Origin of the sequence: Brachyspira sp., assembly GCF_050873525.1 — a bacterium.
Classification (GTDB): Bacteria; Spirochaetota; Brachyspiria; order Brachyspirales; family Brachyspiraceae; genus Brachyspira.
In genome coordinates, this window is record NZ_JBNMIZ010000005.1 from 1 (window position 1) to 19440 (window position 19440).

The following is a 19440-nucleotide window of genomic DNA, read 5'->3' on the forward strand; positions in this document are numbered from 1 at the left end:
AAAAAATTTATTTAAAAAATTTAACGACTGTATTTTTGTATTATAAACCGAATATAATAATTAATCAATAGATTTTAATTGAAATATGGTTTATAATAATTCATTATTATTTTTATTTTAGTTTAATTAGTTTTATTAAGAGGTTATCAATGAACGATTTAGTAAAAAAATATATCGAATACGCAAAAGAAAAATCAAATGTGGACGAAGTTTTAAATAAAAAATTAATCTCTCAAAACGAAAACTTTTTAAAATTAAAAGAATATTCAAAAAATAATCATGAAGAAGAATTTGAAATTTGCAAAGCGCTTTCCTTAGAATTAGAAAATATGGATATTTTAAAATCCTACAGCGCCGCTAATTTTATCGCTCATGCATTTTATCATACCGACAAAATTGACGAAGAGATTGGAAAAAGAATCATAGATTTATTTTATAAAAATATTGATTATGCCTGCAGATTTATTGAAAATGTTTCTCAATTTTATAATGTGGACGAAGACGAATTAACCGAAGAAGATTTTGCAAATTTAAATTTGGAAATAATGTATAGACTCGATTATAAATCTTTGGAAGCGTTTTTAGGAATCGATATGATGGTTGCTCCGATAATGACGATTACCTGCGGAAGTCTTCCGTTAAGAAAATATTTTAAAAGTTTAGAGCCTGTCGAATATATAGAATATTTGGAAAATTATAATAAAGGTTTGGGTTATTTGCATGTCGCCGCCGAATCCTGCAATATTACAAAAGTATTAATTTTATCTCCGAAAGTTGAAAGAGGATTTTTTATCGAAACCGCCGATATAAGCAACTGTTATTATCTCATAACTTTAATGGAAGCGGAATTATATAAAAAAGATTTACTTAAAAGATACGGAATTGAAGGATACGAATTTAACGAAACGATTTACAATATCGCTACGGGAAAAGAATACCCGAAAGAATTTATCGAAGCTCAAGCGCATCAGCAATATTATACAATATACGCTTTAGGCAAAGACGGAAAATACAAAATAGAAAACGAAAACGGAGAACTCGATTTGAATAATATAATTTACGGAGATATGGGACCCGAAGAAATTCCAAACGATATTGAAAATACGCATATAATTATTATGGACAGCGATGGAATGTGGAATAAAGCGATTAAATGGGAAATGAATTATTTTACAAAACTTCATCCGAAACTTAATCCTTATCTTAAAATTTTAAATGAAATTTCTGACGAAGAATATAAAGACTGGATTAATAAAATAAAGGCTTATAATTCATAATAAATATTATTATATAAAATTTACGGAGGTTTTAAAAATGCAAATAGATTCAAAAACAATATTGACGGGATTATTCGCTTCGCCTTCCGCTCACAGCATATCGCCGATAATTCATAATAACGCTTTTGAAAAATTGGGATTAAATTACGCTTATTTGTCTTTTGAAGTGGGTAAAGATAATTTGAAAGATGCCATTCAATCTATAAAAACTTTAAATATGCGCGGAGTCAATCTCTCTATGCCGAATAAAAAAGAGGTTATTCAATATTTGGACGAAATTTCTGAAACGGCAGAACTCTCTCAAAGCGTAAATACTATAGTTAACGATAACGGAATTTTAAAAGGCTACAGCACGGACGGTAAAGGTTTTTTCAAATCGTTAGAAGAAGAAAAAATATTTATAAAAGATAAAAATATAACGATTTTGGGAATGGGCGGCGCTTCGATTGCAATAATATCACAGGCAATATTCGAGGGAATTAAAAATATATTCGTATTCAAAAGAGATAAAAATTGGGAAGAGCAGAAAAAAATTTTGGATAATATTGCAAGTAAAACTAATTGCAATATAGAATTAAATTCTCTGGAAGATAAAAATATTTTGAAAAGAAAAATTGAAGAAAGCGATTTACTAATAAACGCGACAAGCGTTGGAATGAAAGAAAATATTTCTTTAATAGAAGATAAAAATTTTTTTAGAAAAGATTTAACGGTTTGCGACATTATTTATAATCCTGCGAAAACAAAATTGCTTCAAATAGCGGAAAAAGAAGGATGCAAAATTATAAACGGAATTGGAATGCTTTTATATCAAGGCGCTTTGTCTTTCGAGCTTTGGACTAATAAAAAAATGCCCGTTGATTATATTAAAGAAATTATATTTAATCATTTTAAATAATTTAAATTTAATAAAGGTTATAAAAATGAAAAATATTTTAAAAATTAAAAATATTAAACTTGGAAACGGCGCTCCGAAAATATGCGTTCCCGTGATTGAAAAAACCGAAAAAGAAATTATTAAATACATAAAATATATAAATAAATTGCCAATCGATATTATAGAATTTCGAGCGGATTTTTATTTGGAAGATATTATTGAAAGCGAAGAAAAAAATATAAACGACAGTCTGATAGATTTATCAAAAAATATAAAAAAAGTAACTAATAAACCGATACTTTTTACGATTAGAAGCGATAAAGAAGGCGGGAAAATAAAAAATAATTTCTATAGTAAAATAATAAATATTTATAAAACGGTTATAGAAAATAAATGTTTCGATTTAATCGATTTGGAAATTTTGAACTTAAAAGAAAAAGATATAAAAAATATAATAAAACTTTCAAAAGAAAAAAATATAAAAACTATATTATCGAATCATAATTTTGATAAAACCCCTTCAAAAAAATATATAATTTCGCTAATAAATAAAATGATAAAATTGAAATGCGATATTGTGAAAGTCGCCTATATGCCGAAAAATAAAAAAGATGTAATCATTTTGCTTGAGGCGATAAGTGAAATAAAAGATTTTCCAATAATTGCAATATCTATGGGAAAACTCGGAACAATTACAAGAATATTCGGCTCGGTAATTACATTCGCGTCCGCTAAATCTTCTTCGGCGCCAGGACAACTCGAAGCTATGAAATTAAAATACATTTTGGATAATATTTACGATAATTTTATTTAAATTTTTTCTTTAATATATACTGATAAAAATGCATTTTCCGATTATAATTAATAATATATTTTTGAATCTTGAAAATATAAATAAAAATTATGAGAGGATTAAAATGAAAAATATAGCTTTAATTTTATCGGTTATTTTTGCAATGGTTGTTGCATGCGAAACCACTCCAAAAAAAACTACGCCAGAACAAAGCGCAGGACTTAAACTTCCAAACGGAGTAAGCGTTAGAGAAACTCCAAGAGGAAGCGTTTTGAATTTGGCAAATAACAGAGAAGTAAAATTTAGTTTCGACAGAACCGTAGAAATCGGCAGTTATGAAGACGCTTATAATTTGGTTTATCAAGTAATTAACGACAATCCTGGAATAAGAATAATGGTCGAAGGTAATTCGAGTAAAGAAGGACGCGCTCGATATAATTATAATTTGTCTCAAAGAAGAGCCGATAAAAGTTATAATTATTTGATAAAATTGGGAACTCAAAACAGCAAATTATTGAAAAACGCTTTCGGAGAAGCTTTGCCAGAATATTCCGAATTGGAAGCAAATAGAAGAAGCGAATTCATAATTATAATGAACGAAGACGATTTGAAAAAATATAACGATTTTGCTAAAACGCTCGATGTTAATAAAGAAGTCGAATAAATTTTAAAAATTAAATTAGGTGAAACTTTATGAAGAAAATTTTGTTGATTTTTATTTTAATAATTCCTTTAATAGTCGTAATTTCATGCCAAACTACTCAAGATGCAGTTGTGGAAGAACCTCAGCCAGTTCCTACGCCTCCTGTAGAAGAAGCAGTTGAGGAAGTAGTCGAAGAACCGATAACGAATAGTAACGAATTAATTTTTCCAGCGGGAGTTTCAATAAGAGAAACCGAAAGAGGAAAAATACTCGTTGTCGACACAAAGGCAATATACGATTTTGCTTCGACTAATATGCCAGCAAATGTTCCAATTTCATTGAGACAGGTTATGGAATTTATGAATATGAATCAAAATGTCAATATAATAGTAGAAGGACATACGAGTAATATCGGCATAGCTTATCCTTACAATTATAATCTTTCCGTTGAAAGAGCGAGAAACGCTAAATTGTATTTGGTTAATAGCGGAATTGCCGAAAACAGACTTGTAGAAAGTCCTTTGGGAGAATCGCTTCCAGAATATCTTAATCAAGATGATTTGAGAAGAAACGAATTCGTGGTTATAACGAACGATGACGATTTTAGAGTTTATAATAACTTTGTATCGAGATTGGATGTGCGAAAAGAAACGACATATATGGGAAATTAATTTGATTTAAGAATTAAACCTCATGTGAAATTTTTGATAAAAAGAAAATTTTACATGAGGTTTTTATTATCAATATAAGAAACTTAAATAATTATGATTTTAGAGATTTTTAAAGAACTTCAAATTTTATTATCCGATTTAGTTTTTTCTGGCGCGGATAATATTGACGATTCTTTTATAGAAAAAATAAATTTAATCGAAGAAAAATTAAATAAATTTGAAATAAACTTTGCAAAAAATTTGATAAAAGATTTAAGCGACTTCTTAAAAGAATATAAAAAAAGCAAAGATATAAAAAAAGTTTCTGCAAGTATTTCTAAATTGGAATTTTATTTAAGTTATGCTTTATTTTATTCTGCTAATTAATATTTAAAAATTAAAAATACTCTGTTCTTTCTTCAAAACATAAGGCTTCTTATCAACTATTTTATCATTATTTTCATCTATGGTATCGCATAATATCGGCGAGTTTTTATCGTAATTTTTTACCATTTCTTTTATTTTACTCTCGCTATAATTCGCATAACAATAAACGCATCCGCTTAAGCAGGTATTGTAAGCCCCAATATCGAAACTCTCCACGCAACCGCAAGGCAGTCTTTGATTTTTATCTTTTTTGGCGTTAATATCATAGCCTATTATTTCGGAGATTAATTTATCGTCTATACATTTCGCATGCTCTATTCCAAAATCTTTTAATTCAATTTCTTCGGCGCAAGTTTCTATTTTTATATTGCAAACTTTTCCTACTTCCGATATATGTTTTGACAATTCTATTATCGAGTTTGTATCTTTATTAATATCGTAAAATTTAACTTCTTTCATGTTTATTTTTACTTTTGAATAAACATCCATAAAACTTATTATGCATCTTTCGGTATATCCGTTTAATGTTTTTGCAATTTTTTCAAAATATTTTTTATGATAATCTAAATCGTATTTATCGGTTATCATTATCGGGTCGTATCTCCATATAACTTTTTTACTTCCTATTTTGTCAGATAATTTTTTGAAAGTATCGAATATTTTTTCTTTTTTTGACGGAATATTTTTTTCTATATCCACTCCGTAAGAAGTCAAAGTAAATTGAAAATAATATTTATAATTTTTTATCAAATCCAGTTTATCAATCATAGGCTCTGGATTTTTACTCCAAAATACTATACAATCAACAAACTCCTCCGACAGATTTATTTTGCTTACTTGACGAATATTTATAGGATTTCTCACATAAACATATTTTTCTTTAATCCTATTAAAAAACCAATCCGAATAGTAGGAAGGAATATCGGTTCTTCTACTTGCGCTTATTATCATTTTTTTATTATATATTATAATTCAAATAGTTGTCATTCCGAGCCGAACTTGTGAAGCGTGGCAATCCAAAATGAACGAGTAGAAGTAATTAATTAACTTATCGTAATTTATTAAATTTTTTGTTATAAACAGTTATTATTTTAAAATATCAAATTCTTTTTCTTTTTCTACAAACCAATTCTTACTTATTTCATTATCATCACTTTTTGGTTTTGGATTTGCATTATTAACTTTAAATAGCATTGGAATATTTACTGAATTACCAAAGATTAATGCATGTTGAGTAGGAATAGACGGGAGTTTTTTGAGTATATTGTCTGAAATATGAGGCGTCATTTGTCTAATATGTGATAAATCATCTGGATTTTGAATTCTATGAACAATAAAATTATTGCATTGTGAAAGCACAGTTTTTGATAACTCACTTGGGCGTTGAGAAGATATAAGCAAAAATAAACCATATTTTCGCCCTTCTTTTGCTACTCTGTCAAAAATTTGATTTGCTCTTAAAAAAGTATATTTAGAGTTATAGGCAATATATCGATGAGCTTCTTCTAAAACTAAATTTATAGGAAAATGATTTCTTGTATCTGTTTGCCTTAAAATATCAAAAATTAGTCTTGTAATAACTGCAGACACAACTTCTACAATTTCATCCTCAACGGAGTTTAAATCAATTATGATAATCTGTGCTTCTTTTTTATTTTTATTAGATATTCCTAATAAATTTTTTAAATATTCTTCTTTGACAATTCCATTGTTTTCCTTAATAAAATTAAATTCATTTCTATATTTAATAACTTGAAATCGAGTAATTAGAGAGGCACAATAAGTTCTGATTTGCCTATTACCATAAGCCTCTTCATATAAAATAGCCATATCTAAAGCTTCTTCTAAAAAGTCAAAAGTAAAAGATTCTCCTTCATTAAAATTAAAATGAGGTAGTTCTATTTTTTCTTTTTTAATATAGTTTTGCATAGTCGTAGTAAATGACTCTTCTGAATTTTTATCAGAAAAATTACCAAATTTTGAATCGTAACCAGATATTGTTTTATAATCTCCAAAATCGCCTCTTTTAAATAGGGCTTGTATCTTCTGATACTTTGAAACAGGAGAATCTGAAGAATTATAACATTCTAAAATACAAGAAGCTAAAATATGATTTTTTATTTTTTGTTGTTCTTCTTTCTTTGAATTATCTGAAAAAAGTTTTACAAATCTTAAAGCATTTCTGAGTATAGGTAACTGTGTTTTTTCACTTGCTCCAAGCAAAAGTTCCCATTCTTCAATATTTAATAAATAATGTGGTAATGTAAATTTTTCTTTCTCTTTTACCTTATCATTAATTGTTAAATATTTATAACTTATTTCATTATTATTTTTATTAATATTTTCAAATGCTTGCTTATATTCTCCATTAACATCAAAAAATATAAAAGTTGATCCTACAGCTGAAAATTTTTCTTTTTCATAAAGTTTTTGTATCATTGATGATATTGTGCAAGATTTTCCACTACCAGTATTTCCCAAAATTGCAGAATGCCCACCAAAAAATTTATTAATATTTATTTTCACACTATAATCTGGAAATATGGCTGAATTTCCTATTTCTAATACATTTAATATAGTTTCATTTCTATTTTGGTTTGCTTTTGTTTCAATTTCTACAACTTTAAAAATACTATCTAATTCACTAGCCTTAATATATAAAACATCAGTATAAAGTGTTGGATAAATTGAAACCCCAAAATTAAAATTACTGTCAGTTAATGTTCCAATAGGCAATACTTCAATAAATTTATTAGAATACACTTTGTTTAATTCTTGCTCTTTTGCACTCATTGTGCTTGTAGTATCTTTTTCATATACACCAGATACTTCCGCCACGATATAATAATTTTGATATGGAATTATTACATAACTATTTATTTGGGCAAAGTAGTGTATATCATCAAAACCATTAATATTAAAATTCTTAATTCCACTTAAAAGTTCAACTTTAAATCTATCGGTTTCAATAGAAACAATTTTTCCTATAATTCGAGTTTTATCATCTTTAATCATTTTTTATTCTCTTTATATAAAAATTCTTTAACTTTTTCTAATTGTATTTCTATTCTATCTTGTTTGGAGTCAGGTAAAATAGACTCTACAAAATTATTAAAATAATGAATATTTTGTTTATTATTATTATTACCATAAATAAACCAAATCCTATTATCTTCTAAATTAAAAAGTCTTTTTGTATTATCATTTACATCTTTATCTCCAATTACAATTAACCTAAAAGTTGGGATAGTTAAAGCTTGATAAATAATATTATTAATATGTTCATCTCCAAAACTGTATCCGATAACAATTAATATATTATTAGCTCTCATTAGTTTCTTTTGGAATTCTCTAAAAATATCAGAGTAAGGAGAACCGAAGCTTGAATTTTGTTTTGTAGGCGTTGGATAAATCATAATTGAATTATCGTTATCTTTACAAGGTTTTTGAATTTCTTTAATTTTAAATAAGTGTTTATTATCTTTATCTTCAATCCAACTAATAGAACCATGTAATTTATAGAGATATATAAAGTTATCTATAATATTCCACTTGTTATAATTTAAATCCATTTGCTCCGCAAATGCATAGCTAAATATAGAAGGATTAAAAAATCTTTCTATCATACCAGAAAAACCATTGCAATAAATTATTCCAAGCTCATCTAAAGCACTTTCATTAAATAAATCATAATTTGTAGTAAATATATTAACCTTTGGAAGATTAGAATCACGCATAAGTATTTTACGATAGAATTTTTTATATAATTCCTTAACTTTTTCACTTTCTATATTACATTTATCAAAAATAAAATTTTCAATAAATTTTATAAGTTTGTTAACTTCATTTGGTTCATTGTGAATTTTGGAAATAAAACTATGAGCAAAAAGAATTTCCATTAATTTTTCTAAATTTTCTTTAATTTCTTCAATATTGCCTAAATTAAGTTCTTCAAAAATATTTTTTATTTCATCTTTATCATTTTTTAGTGTTTTATAAAAACATTTTGCTAAATCTTTCATAGTAGGAATACCTAATTCATCTTGATTTTCTTTATAAGAGGAACATCCTGCACCGAATAAAAATGATAAATTTTGTGTATCAATAACTTTAAGAAATTCATTTTGTATATATTTATTATTTTCTTCTTCCTTTATTTTTTCTAAACAATTAATTTTTCCTTTATAAAAATAAATTTGCGATTTTTTATTATTCTTCATTTATTAATTACCACCTATTACCTGTATTTCATTATCATTTATATTATACAACCTATAAACTAAATTATCAATTTCCATCTCAATTTCAGACACATCCGCATTGAAATTTTTACTTTTAATCTTCAAAATTTCATCAACATTATTTATAATTTTATCAGACAATTTTTTATTTTTAGTATCTATTTTTGGAATAGTCATATTTTCTAAATTGTATCTATAATGCCTCCAATCTCCGCCTCGCTAACCTTATCGCTACTAACCAACTTCTCAAATTTTCCATCTCTCAAAATAGCGTCTATATCAATCTTAAGTCCGCCCCTAATATTTTTATCATAATCGCAAATAAACTTAATATTCTTTATTTCAAATTCATACAAAAAATGAAGTAAAAAACAATCGAGTAAATCAATATCCGTTATTTAGCTTTTTCAATAATCCTAATTTCAGACTTTGACAAACTATATAATTCATAAACTAAATTGTCAATTTCATTTTCAGATTTATTCGTATTGGCGTTAGAATTTTTTTCTTTAGCTTTAATTATCCTGCTTGCTAAACTAATAATTTTATTTGCTAATTTTTTATTATTGGAATTTATAATAGGAATTGGCAGCTGTTTTAAATAAGGTATATCGTATCTTACATAACCGCATGCCAAATGAGTAGCTCCAAAATAATATTTATACCAAAAATCGGCAAGTTTTGAATTTAATATTCCAAGAATATAATAAGGATTTTCTTTTAAATCTACCATTAAAGTCGATTTTCCCATATAAAATTTATTTATATCAAAACTCGCTTGAATATTTTTTGTCATTCTCGCTATAACGATTTTAGGCTTTTTAAAATCTTCTTGTATATTTTGCGAATAAATTTCAGTCGGTATATATTCTTCCTGCCAAACGATAGAATATCTTTTTATATCCGCCGTTTGTATAATAGGCTTATAATTTTTTTGTTTTGATTTACTTAACTTTTTAAAATCGCTTAATAAAATTTTCTTTTTTCCATATCCGCTTTGAGAAGTTCCCCATTTTAGAACTCCAATCTCTCCTAATTTTTTAAAAGGCATTTTTTTAAAATTAATTTTATGTTTCGACAGATTAATTGATAGCTGCTCATTTTTTGCATAAGTCTCTATATTATGAGTATGTTTAAAATCATTGTCTTTCCATAATATTACTTTTATAGAACCTTGTTTTTTATTTTTTCTAAATTCGTATATAGTCGGATATGTGGAAGCGGCGTCAAAAACTTTAATATAAGAACAGTCGACTATATAATTAATGCATCCTTTTTCCAATAATAATTTTCTCGTTCCGTAAGCAAAATCGGACTGCAACATTGCAATAGGATTAATAAAAGTTAATATTCCGTTTTTGTTTGCAACCTCAATTCCTTTTTCTATAAAATAGCAAAAAATATTCGGACGATTTGAATTCTTATTTACCGCATAATTTTTTGTTCTATTAATCGTGCTTTCGTCTATTTCTCTATAATCAATATAAGGCGGATTTCCTATAACCAAATCGAATCCTATAAAATCTCCGCTTTCGTTCAATACTTCGGGAAATTCGAGCCTCCATTCAAAAGCATTCTTATATTCTTTACCGCTCAAAACCGAATCCAATTTTTTTCTTAACACTTGTATTCTGCCGTAAGATTCAAAAGCTTCCTCTTTTTCGTTTTCGTTCAATTCTTCAATTTCAAGTAAATTTTTCGTATAGGTTAATCCGCTCAATAAATTTTTATCGTCAATTAAATACATGCCGTATTTATCAATATGGAATTGAATTTCTTTTTCAAGGCTGTTTATAGTTTTCGGGTCTTTCAAATTAAGAGTTAGATTTTCTTTTATTTCGTTAATTTTTATTTCAATTTCTCTTTTGGAATGTTTAGAATTTTCGCCGTCCGCATTCTTATATTTACTAACGAGGCATTTATAATCTTTAATTAATTTATCTATCTTCGGAATATTTTTTAAAGAATCCCGCAAATCGAATCTTGAAATTATAGAATTTCCGCATTTAATATTTATATCAATATTCGGCAAAGTTTCCAAATATTTATTTTGTATATCTTTGTAATAACTGTATTTTAATAATTCTATCCAAAGTCGCAGTTTCGTAATCTCGCAGGAATTAGGATTAATATCAACTCCGAAAAGATTATTTTCTATAATTTCTTTTTTAGCGAAAAATATCGTCCGCTGTATTTTATGCGCTTCCATATTCTCATGTTTCGGGCGCTTATAATTATGAATATTATTTTCAGAATCTTTAATCACTATTTCATCGTTTTTAAGTTGCAAATAAATATCTTTTAATTTCTTGCCGTCTTCGTCTATAAGAAGTCCCAACTTATATTTTATTAATAATAATTCGTTCAATGCGGAAACCAAAAAATGCCCGCTCCCAACCGCAGGGTCGCATATTCTAATTTCATTAAAAATCTTAATCGCTTTATCAAAAGTTTCTTTATTCGTAATAAATCTGTCGAGCGAAATTTGAATATCGTCTATCGTCTTGCATTCCCAATTCAAATAAACATTAAATTTTTCAATAACCGCTTTATCCAAACTTTGCCTGCACATATAATTTGTAATAAAACTCGGAGTATAAAAACTTCCATCCTTATAACCGTTTAATTTCTCAAATACGAGTCCCAAAACCGCAGAATTGATAAGTTTATCGTAATTAGTTTTGACATTATTTTGTAAATCCTGCAATGTTGTAGTAAAATCATAAGCATGCAAAAATAAAAATAAATATTCGAGCAATGGCAATTCTTCCGTTTTATTATTCTTCAAATATTTAGCGCTTAAATTTTTATCTCGCTTCAAAATAGAATGCTGATAAATCTTCAAATTATTCGACTGCAAAAATTTAATTTCATTTCCCGACATTTCCAATTCTTTTTTCTCAAAAAGACTCGAATTAAGATAAGGAATCATTTCCAGCTTTTTAGGTATATTTATTCTTTCGTTTTCTTTTTTCGCCAAAACTTCAAAAAATAAAATATTCAAATTATTAAAGTCGGGCAAATATTCTAAATCTAAAAAAGGATTTTCAATATGTTCAAAATTAAGAAGCATTGATTCCAAAAGTCGTAAAAATAAAATTCTATTATTCCAAGTTATCAGTAAAGAAAAAATATTTTCAAAATCGTTATCTTTATCGAGTTTGAAAGTTTTTGAAATGGAATCATAAAAAGTATTTTTAATTTCGCTATATTCAATTTTTCCGTTTTCCTTGCTTTCTTTAAGTCCCAAAATATATAAAAGTTCGTTATAAAATTCCACATTAAGAGTATTCGCGTCAATGTAAGAAGTTCGCTTCAGTAAAACTTGCGGAGAGAGTAAAACATATAACAAACCTAATTTATCTTTTTCTTTTAAAATATTTTTAAAATCTATGCATAAATAAGAAATTTCATTTTCAATTTTTGGAATAATATTTTTAACTTCATCATAAAATTTTGAAGTGCTATTATCCGTTCCTCCGTTTTCCTCGCAGTTTTTAAATGATTTTAGAATCTCTTTATTTTTCGCAAAGTTATTCAAATAATTTTTAGCGTCAATGATATAAAAAATCTCCGCAGTCGCCAAAATTATAAAAGTTATATTGTTATTTTTATTTGTAATATTTTCTCTTAAAAAATATAAAATCGATTCATAAAAAGCTTTCGATTCTAAATTATTTGAATTCTCTTTTACAAACTCCGCTTTATTATTAATCTTTTTCGTTTCAAAAATTACTCTTGGCTCTCCGTATTCATAAATCGCCGAATCTATTTTTCCTTTGACATTGCAGTCGTAATCAAAAACTTTATTCAAGAATTTATTGATTTCATTTTTCTGATATTCTTCCGAATCTTCTTTTTTAGCGTTAATTAAAAATTGATTTAAGTCTTTTTCAAATTCCGAAATAGTTTGTTCTTTCGGACGAAAAGCCTTGAAGTCTTTTATAATCTCTTCTATAGATATTTGTTTATACTTCATTATGAATCCTAAAATACAATATATATTATGAATACTTTGAATTAATATTTTATAAAAATTATCATATTATGCAATATAACTTATTAATTTTTTATTTATCTTTACCAATTTTACCGCTTGACTTTTTTATTAATTATTATATTATTTTTCTTAAACCGATTTATTGGTTGACTTTTTCCATAATTGCAAAATGTCTTAAATGAATTTTTAATAATTTAATTAGAAAGACATTGTTATCTTAAACGATAATAAAAGCGTTATGATTTATAATAATAACGAATTGAATTTATGGATGGAGCGCCTAAAAATCGGGGCTCTATTTTATTTTTAAATTTTATTAAAAAAGGATATTTTTATGTCATTACCTGTTATGAAAGATTTACTTGAAGCGGGAGTTCATTTCGGACATCCGACAAGAAAATGGGACCCAAGAATGAAGCCTTTTATATTTCAAGAGAGAAACGATATTTATATTATCGACCTTATGAAAACTCTCAATTATGTTAGAAAGGCTTTCGATGCCGTAAAAGAGATGGCGAGAAACGGAGGAAATATTCTCTTTGTAGGCACAAAAAAGCAGGCGGTTCAAAGCATCAAGGAAGCCGCCGAAAAATGCGATATGTATTATATCAATAATCGCTGGCTCGGAGGAATGCTCACAAATTTTGCGACTATTAAAAAAAGTATCGCAAGATTAAAAAGAATAGAAAAAGAGGAAGTTGACGGAACTTTTGATAAACTTCCAAAAAAAGAGGTTATTCTTCTTCTTAAAGAAAAAGACAAATTGGAGAAAAATTTTGCGGGCATTAAGGATATGGAAAATCTTCCAGATATGCTTTTTGTAATCGACCCTATGCAGGAAGCGATAGCGATAAGCGAAGCGAGAAAATTAGGAATTCCCGTTGTAGCCGTTGTCGATACGAATTGCAATCCCGAAATTATCGATTATCCAATTCCTGGAAACGATGACGCTATAAGGGCTATAAGTTTGTTTGCAAATGTTATCGCGTCCGCAGTGATAGAAGGACAAAACGAAGCTGGAAAAGAAACTTTGGCTAAAAGCGAATCTTCGGATGAAGTGGAAGAGGAAGTATTTGACAATAGCGCAACCGAAGCCGCTGAAGCTATTGCCGAACAGTATGGAGTTTCGGACCAAGAAGAAAATTAATAAAATTAATTAAAGAAAATTAAATTAATAAAAAATAATTAAAAACAATTTTAATAAAGGATAATTAAATGGCAAATATAAGCATGGATATAATTAAAGAATTGAGAGAGCGAACGGGAATCGGAATAATGGATTGTAAAAAAGCTCTCCAAGAAACCGATGGCGATATGGATAAAGCTATTCGACTTCTTAAAGAAAAAGGAGCGATTACCGCCGCCAAAAAGAACGAAAGAACTGTTAAAGAAGGTTCGATTGGTTTTTGCGTAAACGAAGATAAAACTCAAGTAGCCTGCATAGAACTTCAATGCGAAACGGATTTTGTCGCTAAAAATGAATTATTTATTAATTTGGCTAAAGATATATCAAAAACGGCTATGAATTTAAACGATATTTCCGTAGACGCTCTTTTGAATTCAAAATCTGAAAAAGGCGAAACTATTCAAGCTATGATTAACGAAGGAATTCAAAAATGGGGAGAAAAAACCGTTTTAGCCGATGTTAAAGTTATGAAGACGAGCGGATTCTTCGGAACTTATGTTCATTTCAATAATAAATTGGTTAGCGTTGTAGAATTCGATGTCAAACCTAAAGGCAAATGTTTGGAAATTGCAAATCAAATAGCGATGCATGTGGCGAGCGAAAAACCTTTGGCTTTGAATAGAGAAGGAATTGACGGAGAAGCGGTTAAAGAACAGAAAGAAATATTTGAAAAGCAGATAAGAGAGCAGGGAAAACCCGAAAATATGATTGGAAAAATCCTCGAAGGAAAAATGAATTCTTGGTATTCCGAAAGCGTTTTGATAGACCAAAAATTATTTACCGATAATAAAATAACTATTAAAAGTTTGATTGACGAAATATCAAAAGAAGCGGGTTCTACTGCAACGATTAAAAACTTTTCGATAATTTCTTTAGGCGTTTAAATTGAATTAAAAAATTAAATTTTTGATTAAATAAAAAATAAGCGGGATTTAATTATCTCGCTTTTTTATTTTTTAATGATTATAATAAAATTTCAAATTTCAAATAATATAATCTTTCGCAATGCTTCTTAATCTTCTATTTCCCAAAACATGAAAATGTCTCAATTTTCTTAAAGTTTCGCTCGAAAAATTGGCAAGCGGAATATAAACGATTTCAACCGAATAATTTTTTGCAATTTCTTTTAAAATATTCGAAGGAGGTTTTGGAGCGACATATCCTAAATATTTATCAACCGAATAAATTATAGCCGTATATAATAATAAATCGGCGTAATTTCTTATGATTCCTTCATCCTTTAATTTTTTATAATCTCTCCAAATATCGTAAGGAGCTTGAGGCGGCATCAAAGAAGCGTAGCCTCCGAAATAGCATTTTGAAATTCCAGGTCCCACAAGAATATTTCCTGGTTCCGTTGCGTATAATATTAAATCGCTGTCATCATGAGCCTCGCTATACCAAACTATATTCCAATCGTAGTTTTCGTCATTTTCGTCATCGAATATAAGAACGATATGCCCGATGTTTCCTTTTAATTTTGGAATTTCTTTAACATATATTTCGTTTTTATAATAATTTCTTATCGTTTCTCTCATGTCGATTCCGTCTTTAACGCTCGCTCTAAAAGGCTCTATTTTCGCTTTGTCTTCCGTAAGCATATTTTTTATTTTATCTCTCAAAATATTCATGTGTTTTTCCATTGAAATATCTTCGGGAATATGCGAGAGTAAATTCGTTCTGTTATTCCAAGCCTCTTCCCATTCTCCGTCATATTTTTCTTTCGGACGAGTATCGATTTTAATTTTCTTAAAAGAAGTTCTCCAAACATTATCGTATCTATTAAGTTTAATTTTTTTATCTTTCAAAAGTCCTTCCATTCCGTTTGTCGCTGGGTCCCTATTCAATTTTATAGTCGGATAATCTTCTTCGCTGTAATAAGGATAATATTCCATTCCCTGCATTATTTCCAAAGCGTAATCGTTATTTATCATACATTTTGAAGCGGTAAGCATGTCTATATAATCGGGCATAATATAATTTTCAAGCAGGCATAAATTCCTCAAATATTTCATCATATTTTTTTGCTGTAAAAGAGATATCGGGAGTTTGTATCTTAATTTTGCCTCTTTAAAAATCGTCTCTATTATATTAATCTTATCGAAATCGTCTAATTTGCCTTCTCTAAATAATTCATACATATAAGTCGTAAACGGAAATTCGCCGAGCGCTTTATTTAAAGAATCTTTATGAACATTGTATATATTTATATTTTCTTCGTCTGCGTTTTGAAAATCGTTTATTTTTGAATAATCGTTTTTTTTCATTATTTTTACTATATTATCCCAATGCGACATTCCGACTACAAATAATATCCTTTCATAATTTTTAGAAAGTTCGTTTAATTTGTAAGCCATAAAAATTTCCCGCTCTTTATCAGCGTCCGTTTTAAAAAAAGAATAATTTGATTTAACTTCTTTATAAAATTTTTCAAGTCCTATTTTATTTAGTAGATAATCGTCTGGCATCAAATAATGCGAATTTGGATTAATCGAATTTATATCTTTATCAATCGGAAAAAACGGAATCTCTTCGTCTATTGCAAGTCGCACGGCTTCGATAATTGAATCGCATGAGTCTATCGGAATATAAAGCGCTTCGTTTTCAGCCTCTCTTATTATCAAACTTATAAACGGAAGTCTGCTCACGGCTTCTCTTAAAGATTTATTAAAACTTTCGGGATGTTCTATCGCTATCGCATCGGGCTTAAATTCTTTCACGGCTTCTCTAACCGCCAACGAAAAATAAACTCTCGAATGAATCGAAGGAATTGCAAGAATATTTTTATATCTTAAAATATTTGAATCTATATTAATTATTTTATTCATTCTTTACGCTCTTTTTAGTAATCAAGAAATGAATCGATTATACTGTCAAGTTCGCTCGAATCTTGCAAATAATTCGCGCATACATTACAAATTTCGTTTGGAATTTTATCTCTAATAAATAATTCCGATTTTAAAGAATAACAGGAATCGCTCGGCAATTTTCCGCTTATGGAACATATCTCCACATTTACTATATTTGACGGCTTTTTATACCAAGTCGGTTTTACGGTTTTTAGCGCTTCTACCATGTATTTTCCCCAAATCGGCGCTGCAATTCTTCCCCCGACTTGATTATTTCCAAGCGAATATTTAAAAGAATCGAAACCAATCCATATTCCCGTGGCAAGTTCTGGAGTATAGCCTACGAACCATGCATCTTTCCAGTCGTTTGAAGTTCCAGTTTTTCCCGCGCCCATTCTTGTAAATTTTGCTTCATACATCGCGCTCGTTGCCGTTCCGCCTCTCAATACGCCCGACAAAATATCGCTTATTAAATACGCGACATCTCTGCTCATTACCTGCCTTGCGCCCCCTTTCGCTTCGATTTCTTTTTTTAATTCTTCTTCAAAGTTGTCTATCATAACATCGTTTCTGTCGGTAACATATCTTATCAAAATCGGCTCTACTTCTTTTCCTTCGTTCGCTATCGTTGCAAATCCCGTTGTCAATTCGAGAGGAGTAAATAATCCCGTTCCGAGAGATAAAGTCAAATCTTCGTTAAACATTCTTTTTGATTTTCTTTCGTCATTATCCGCTTTAAATATCGGCTCCATATATTTTATCGCGTTTGTCACTCCCACATAATTTAAAACATTTATAGTCGCTATATTTAGTGAAACTGCCAAAGCGTATCTTAAACTTACATCTCCTTTAAAGTTTTCGGAATAATTTTTTGGTATCCATGAATTCCCGTCTTCGAATACGAAACCTATCGGAGCATCGCTTACTATAGTTGAAGGACTATAATTTGTAATATCCATAGACGCCGCATAAACGAAAGGTTTGAACGCGCTTCCAGCCTGCCTTCTCGCTTGAGTTACTCTGTTTAATTGATTTCTTGGAGTAAAACCAGAACCTCCAACCATCGACACTATATAACCGTTTCTTGGGTCTATCGAAACCAAAGCTCCTTCTATCTGCCTTGAAAGTTCCGCTTCGTCCGCTTTCATAACTTCCATCATTATATCGTTTACTTCTTCCATGCCGAACATATCGGAAAGCAAAGCCAAAGGACTAGAAACATTTTTATTTATAGAATCTCTAACGGCAATATTGAATTTATTATAAGTCAAATCTTCTGGAAGTTCGAACATTAAAGATAATATTTCAAGTTTATTCAAAAGATTTCTATCGTAAACCGAACTTATATCCAAAGAACCGCCTTCATATCTTATATTATAATTTCTTAAAGCTTCCGTTAATAATCTTTGAGCCGCTTCCTGTTTTTCAATATCTATAGTAGTATAAATTTTTAATCCGTCTTCTTTTAATGTTTTTTCATCATATTTTTCAACGAGCATTCTTCTAACATATTCCGTAACATAAGGCGCTCTGTCTATGGACGCGCTATAAGCGGTAGTTCCTCTTCTTCCAATTTTTCCCGAGTATGATTCCCAGAATTCTTTATAAGCAATATCTCCTTCGGCGGATGTGATAAATTTCATGTCTTGCATTCTTTTAAGGACTACTTTATGCCTTTGCATCGATGTATTTGGATTATTAATAGGAGAGTATGCATTTGGAGATGGAGGAAGAGTTGCAAGCATAGCGCATTCTGCCAAATTCAAATCTTGCACATCTTTATTAAAATAGAATCTGCTCGCCGCCTGAACTCCGTAAACCGAATGCCCGAAAAATATTTGATTGAAATATAAAGTGACAATTTCTTCTTTTGTCAATCTTTTTTCTATCTGAAAAGTTACCCATATCTCTCTTAATTTTCTCGTTATGGTTCTTTCTCTCGATTTCAAAACTATTCCTCTTGCCACTTGCTGAGTTAATGTGCTTGCTCCACGCGGTCTTCTTCCAAGCAGCATATTTCCTAAAGTTCCTCTAAATATTCCTATAATATCTATTCCGTCATGTTTCATAAAATTATTATCTTCCATAGAAATTATAGCTTCTATCAAATGCTCTGGCAAATCTTTATATTCTACCAAAGCTCGCTGCTCGGTAAAGAATTCCGAGATAACTTCGCCTTTTATATCGTAAATTTTTGTCGGAATTGTCGGCTTGTATAATTCTATCGCCTGTATATCGGGCTGAATTATAATATCCGCTATAAGAATGGAAAATATTACCGTGATTATTAAAAATATTATTCCAATAACGATTATATAAAATTTTTTGAATTGATTTATATTTATATTTTTATATTTTTCTTTTATATTTTTTAAAAACTTCAATTTGTTATTCCTAATTATTTTTTAATTTTTAATATTATAAATAAATTATTCCAATTAATCAATATAAAAATAACCCTATAAAACTACCGAGCGATAATTTTATAGGGCTTTTAAAAGTAATGGGTTTGTATATATATCTTTTAAGAGCGCAAC

Annotated in this window: 16 protein-coding genes; 8 read left to right on the forward strand and 8 right to left on the reverse strand. The window is 28.6% G+C overall.

Annotated features, from left to right (window positions below):
- Positions 1 to 149 precede the first annotated feature (149 nt).
- From ACR0QS_RS00725 to ACR0QS_RS00750, 6 genes are all read left to right on the forward strand, one after another.
- Positions 150 to 1277, forward strand: coding sequence for a hypothetical protein (locus ACR0QS_RS00725; protein ID WP_432631527.1), 1128 nt, complete (start codon positions 150 to 152; stop codon positions 1275 to 1277).
- Positions 1278 to 1314: 37 nt separating this feature from the next.
- Entirely contained in the window at positions 1315 to 2175 is an 861-nt protein-coding gene (aroE, locus tag ACR0QS_RS00730; RefSeq protein ID WP_432631528.1) for a shikimate dehydrogenase, read from the forward strand.
- 25 nt (positions 2176 to 2200) lie between these two features.
- Positions 2201 to 2968 carry a type I 3-dehydroquinate dehydratase gene (gene aroD, locus ACR0QS_RS00735; protein WP_432631529.1) on the forward strand — a complete coding sequence of 256 codons (768 nt, stop codon included), beginning with the start codon at positions 2201 to 2203 and terminating at the stop codon, positions 2966 to 2968.
- A 103-nt stretch (positions 2969 to 3071) separates the two neighbouring features.
- Complete coding sequence (locus ACR0QS_RS00740) at positions 3072 to 3611, forward strand: OmpA family protein (RefSeq protein WP_432631530.1); 540 nt, start codon at positions 3072 to 3074, stop codon at positions 3609 to 3611.
- A gap of 29 nt (positions 3612 to 3640) precedes the next feature.
- Complete coding sequence (locus ACR0QS_RS00745; protein WP_432631531.1) at positions 3641 to 4261, forward strand: OmpA family protein; 621 nt, start codon at positions 3641 to 3643, stop codon at positions 4259 to 4261.
- Between the two features lie 93 nt (positions 4262 to 4354).
- The gene (locus ACR0QS_RS00750) at positions 4355 to 4627 is read left to right on the forward strand and encodes a hypothetical protein (protein WP_432631532.1); all 273 of its coding nucleotides are present in this window, start codon (positions 4355 to 4357) and stop codon (positions 4625 to 4627) included.
- A gap of 3 nt (positions 4628 to 4630) precedes the next feature.
- Here ACR0QS_RS00750 and ACR0QS_RS00755 read toward each other — a convergent pair whose 3' ends face one another.
- The 6 genes from ACR0QS_RS00755 to ACR0QS_RS00780 form a co-directional block, all read right to left on the reverse strand.
- The gene (locus tag ACR0QS_RS00755) at positions 4631 to 5578 is read right to left on the reverse strand and encodes a DUF1848 domain-containing protein (protein ID WP_432631533.1); all 948 of its coding nucleotides are present in this window, start codon (positions 5576 to 5578) and stop codon (positions 4631 to 4633) included.
- A 135-nt stretch (positions 5579 to 5713) separates the two neighbouring features.
- Complete coding sequence (locus ACR0QS_RS00760) at positions 5714 to 7642, reverse strand: ATP-binding protein (protein WP_432631534.1); 1929 nt, start codon at positions 7640 to 7642, stop codon at positions 5714 to 5716.
- Positions 7639 to 8847 (reverse strand): SIR2 family protein, encoded by a 1209-nt coding sequence (locus tag ACR0QS_RS00765; RefSeq protein ID WP_432631535.1) that lies wholly within the window; start codon positions 8845 to 8847, stop codon positions 7639 to 7641. The genes ACR0QS_RS00760 and ACR0QS_RS00765 overlap by 4 nt, the downstream gene beginning before the upstream one ends.
- A gap of 3 nt (positions 8848 to 8850) precedes the next feature.
- Positions 8851 to 9045, reverse strand: a complete 195-nt coding sequence (locus ACR0QS_RS00770) for a hypothetical protein (protein ID WP_432631536.1) — start codon at positions 9043 to 9045, stop codon at positions 8851 to 8853.
- Positions 9046 to 9050: 5 nt separating this feature from the next.
- Positions 9051 to 9224, reverse strand: coding sequence for a hypothetical protein (locus ACR0QS_RS00775; RefSeq protein WP_432631537.1), 174 nt, complete (start codon positions 9222 to 9224; stop codon positions 9051 to 9053).
- A 38-nt stretch (positions 9225 to 9262) separates the two neighbouring features.
- Positions 9263 to 12847, reverse strand: a complete 3585-nt coding sequence (locus tag ACR0QS_RS00780) for a DUF7149 domain-containing protein (RefSeq protein WP_432631538.1) — start codon at positions 12845 to 12847, stop codon at positions 9263 to 9265.
- Between the two features lie 355 nt (positions 12848 to 13202).
- Here ACR0QS_RS00780 and rpsB point away from each other — a divergent pair, with 355 nt between their 5' ends.
- Together rpsB and tsf are read left to right on the forward strand one after the other, a co-directional pair.
- Positions 13203 to 14015, forward strand: a complete 813-nt coding sequence (rpsB, locus tag ACR0QS_RS00785; RefSeq protein ID WP_432631539.1) for a 30S ribosomal protein S2 — start codon at positions 13203 to 13205, stop codon at positions 14013 to 14015.
- A gap of 68 nt (positions 14016 to 14083) precedes the next feature.
- Complete coding sequence (tsf, locus tag ACR0QS_RS00790; protein WP_432631540.1) at positions 14084 to 14938, forward strand: translation elongation factor Ts; 855 nt, start codon at positions 14084 to 14086, stop codon at positions 14936 to 14938.
- A 99-nt stretch (positions 14939 to 15037) separates the two neighbouring features.
- On the opposite strand, the gene ACR0QS_RS00795 is transcribed toward tsf, so the two are convergent.
- Together ACR0QS_RS00795 and ACR0QS_RS00800 are read right to left on the reverse strand one after the other, a co-directional pair.
- Positions 15038 to 16882 carry a conjugal transfer protein TraB gene (locus tag ACR0QS_RS00795; RefSeq protein ID WP_432631541.1) on the reverse strand — a complete coding sequence of 615 codons (1845 nt, stop codon included), beginning with the start codon at positions 16880 to 16882 and terminating at the stop codon, positions 15038 to 15040.
- Between the two features lie 14 nt (positions 16883 to 16896).
- Positions 16897 to 19287: a penicillin-binding protein 1A gene (locus ACR0QS_RS00800; protein WP_432631542.1), complete on the reverse strand. Its 2391-nt coding sequence runs from the start codon at positions 19285 to 19287 to the stop codon at positions 16897 to 16899.
- Positions 19288 to 19440: the final 153 nt, after the last annotated feature.

Excerpts from the sequence above, each read along its gene's own strand:
- ACR0QS_RS00740 (WP_432631530.1), top strand. The coding sequence starts at position 3,072 with ATGAAAAATATAGCTTTAATTTTATCGGTTATTTTTGCAATGGTTGTT.
- aroD (WP_432631529.1), top strand. The coding sequence starts at position 2,201 with ATGAAAAATATTTTAAAAATTAAAAATATTAAACTTGGAAACGGCGCT.
- ACR0QS_RS00760 (WP_432631534.1), bottom strand. The coding sequence starts at position 7,642 with ATGATTAAAGATGATAAAACTCGAATTATAGGAAAAATTGTTTCTATT.
- ACR0QS_RS00765 (WP_432631535.1), bottom strand. The coding sequence starts at position 8,847 with ATGAAGAATAATAAAAAATCGCAAATTTATTTTTATAAAGGAAAAATT.
- tsf (WP_432631540.1), top strand. The coding sequence starts at position 14,084 with ATGGCAAATATAAGCATGGATATAATTAAAGAATTGAGAGAGCGAACG.
- ACR0QS_RS00795 (WP_432631541.1), bottom strand. The coding sequence starts at position 16,882 with ATGAATAAAATAATTAATATAGATTCAAATATTTTAAGATATAAAAAT.
- rpsB (WP_432631539.1), top strand. The coding sequence starts at position 13,203 with ATGTCATTACCTGTTATGAAAGATTTACTTGAAGCGGGAGTTCATTTC.
- ACR0QS_RS00770 (WP_432631536.1), bottom strand. The coding sequence starts at position 9,045 with ATGACTATTCCAAAAATAGATACTAAAAATAAAAAATTGTCTGATAAA.
- ACR0QS_RS00755 (WP_432631533.1), bottom strand. The coding sequence starts at position 5,578 with ATGATAATAAGCGCAAGTAGAAGAACCGATATTCCTTCCTACTATTCG.
- ACR0QS_RS00780 (WP_432631538.1), bottom strand. The coding sequence starts at position 12,847 with ATGAAGTATAAACAAATATCTATAGAAGAGATTATAAAAGACTTCAAG.
- ACR0QS_RS00750 (WP_432631532.1), top strand. The coding sequence starts at position 4,355 with ATGATTTTAGAGATTTTTAAAGAACTTCAAATTTTATTATCCGATTTA.
- ACR0QS_RS00725 (WP_432631527.1), top strand. The coding sequence starts at position 150 with ATGAACGATTTAGTAAAAAAATATATCGAATACGCAAAAGAAAAATCA.
- aroE (WP_432631528.1), top strand. The coding sequence starts at position 1,315 with ATGCAAATAGATTCAAAAACAATATTGACGGGATTATTCGCTTCGCCT.
- ACR0QS_RS00745 (WP_432631531.1), top strand. The coding sequence starts at position 3,641 with ATGAAGAAAATTTTGTTGATTTTTATTTTAATAATTCCTTTAATAGTC.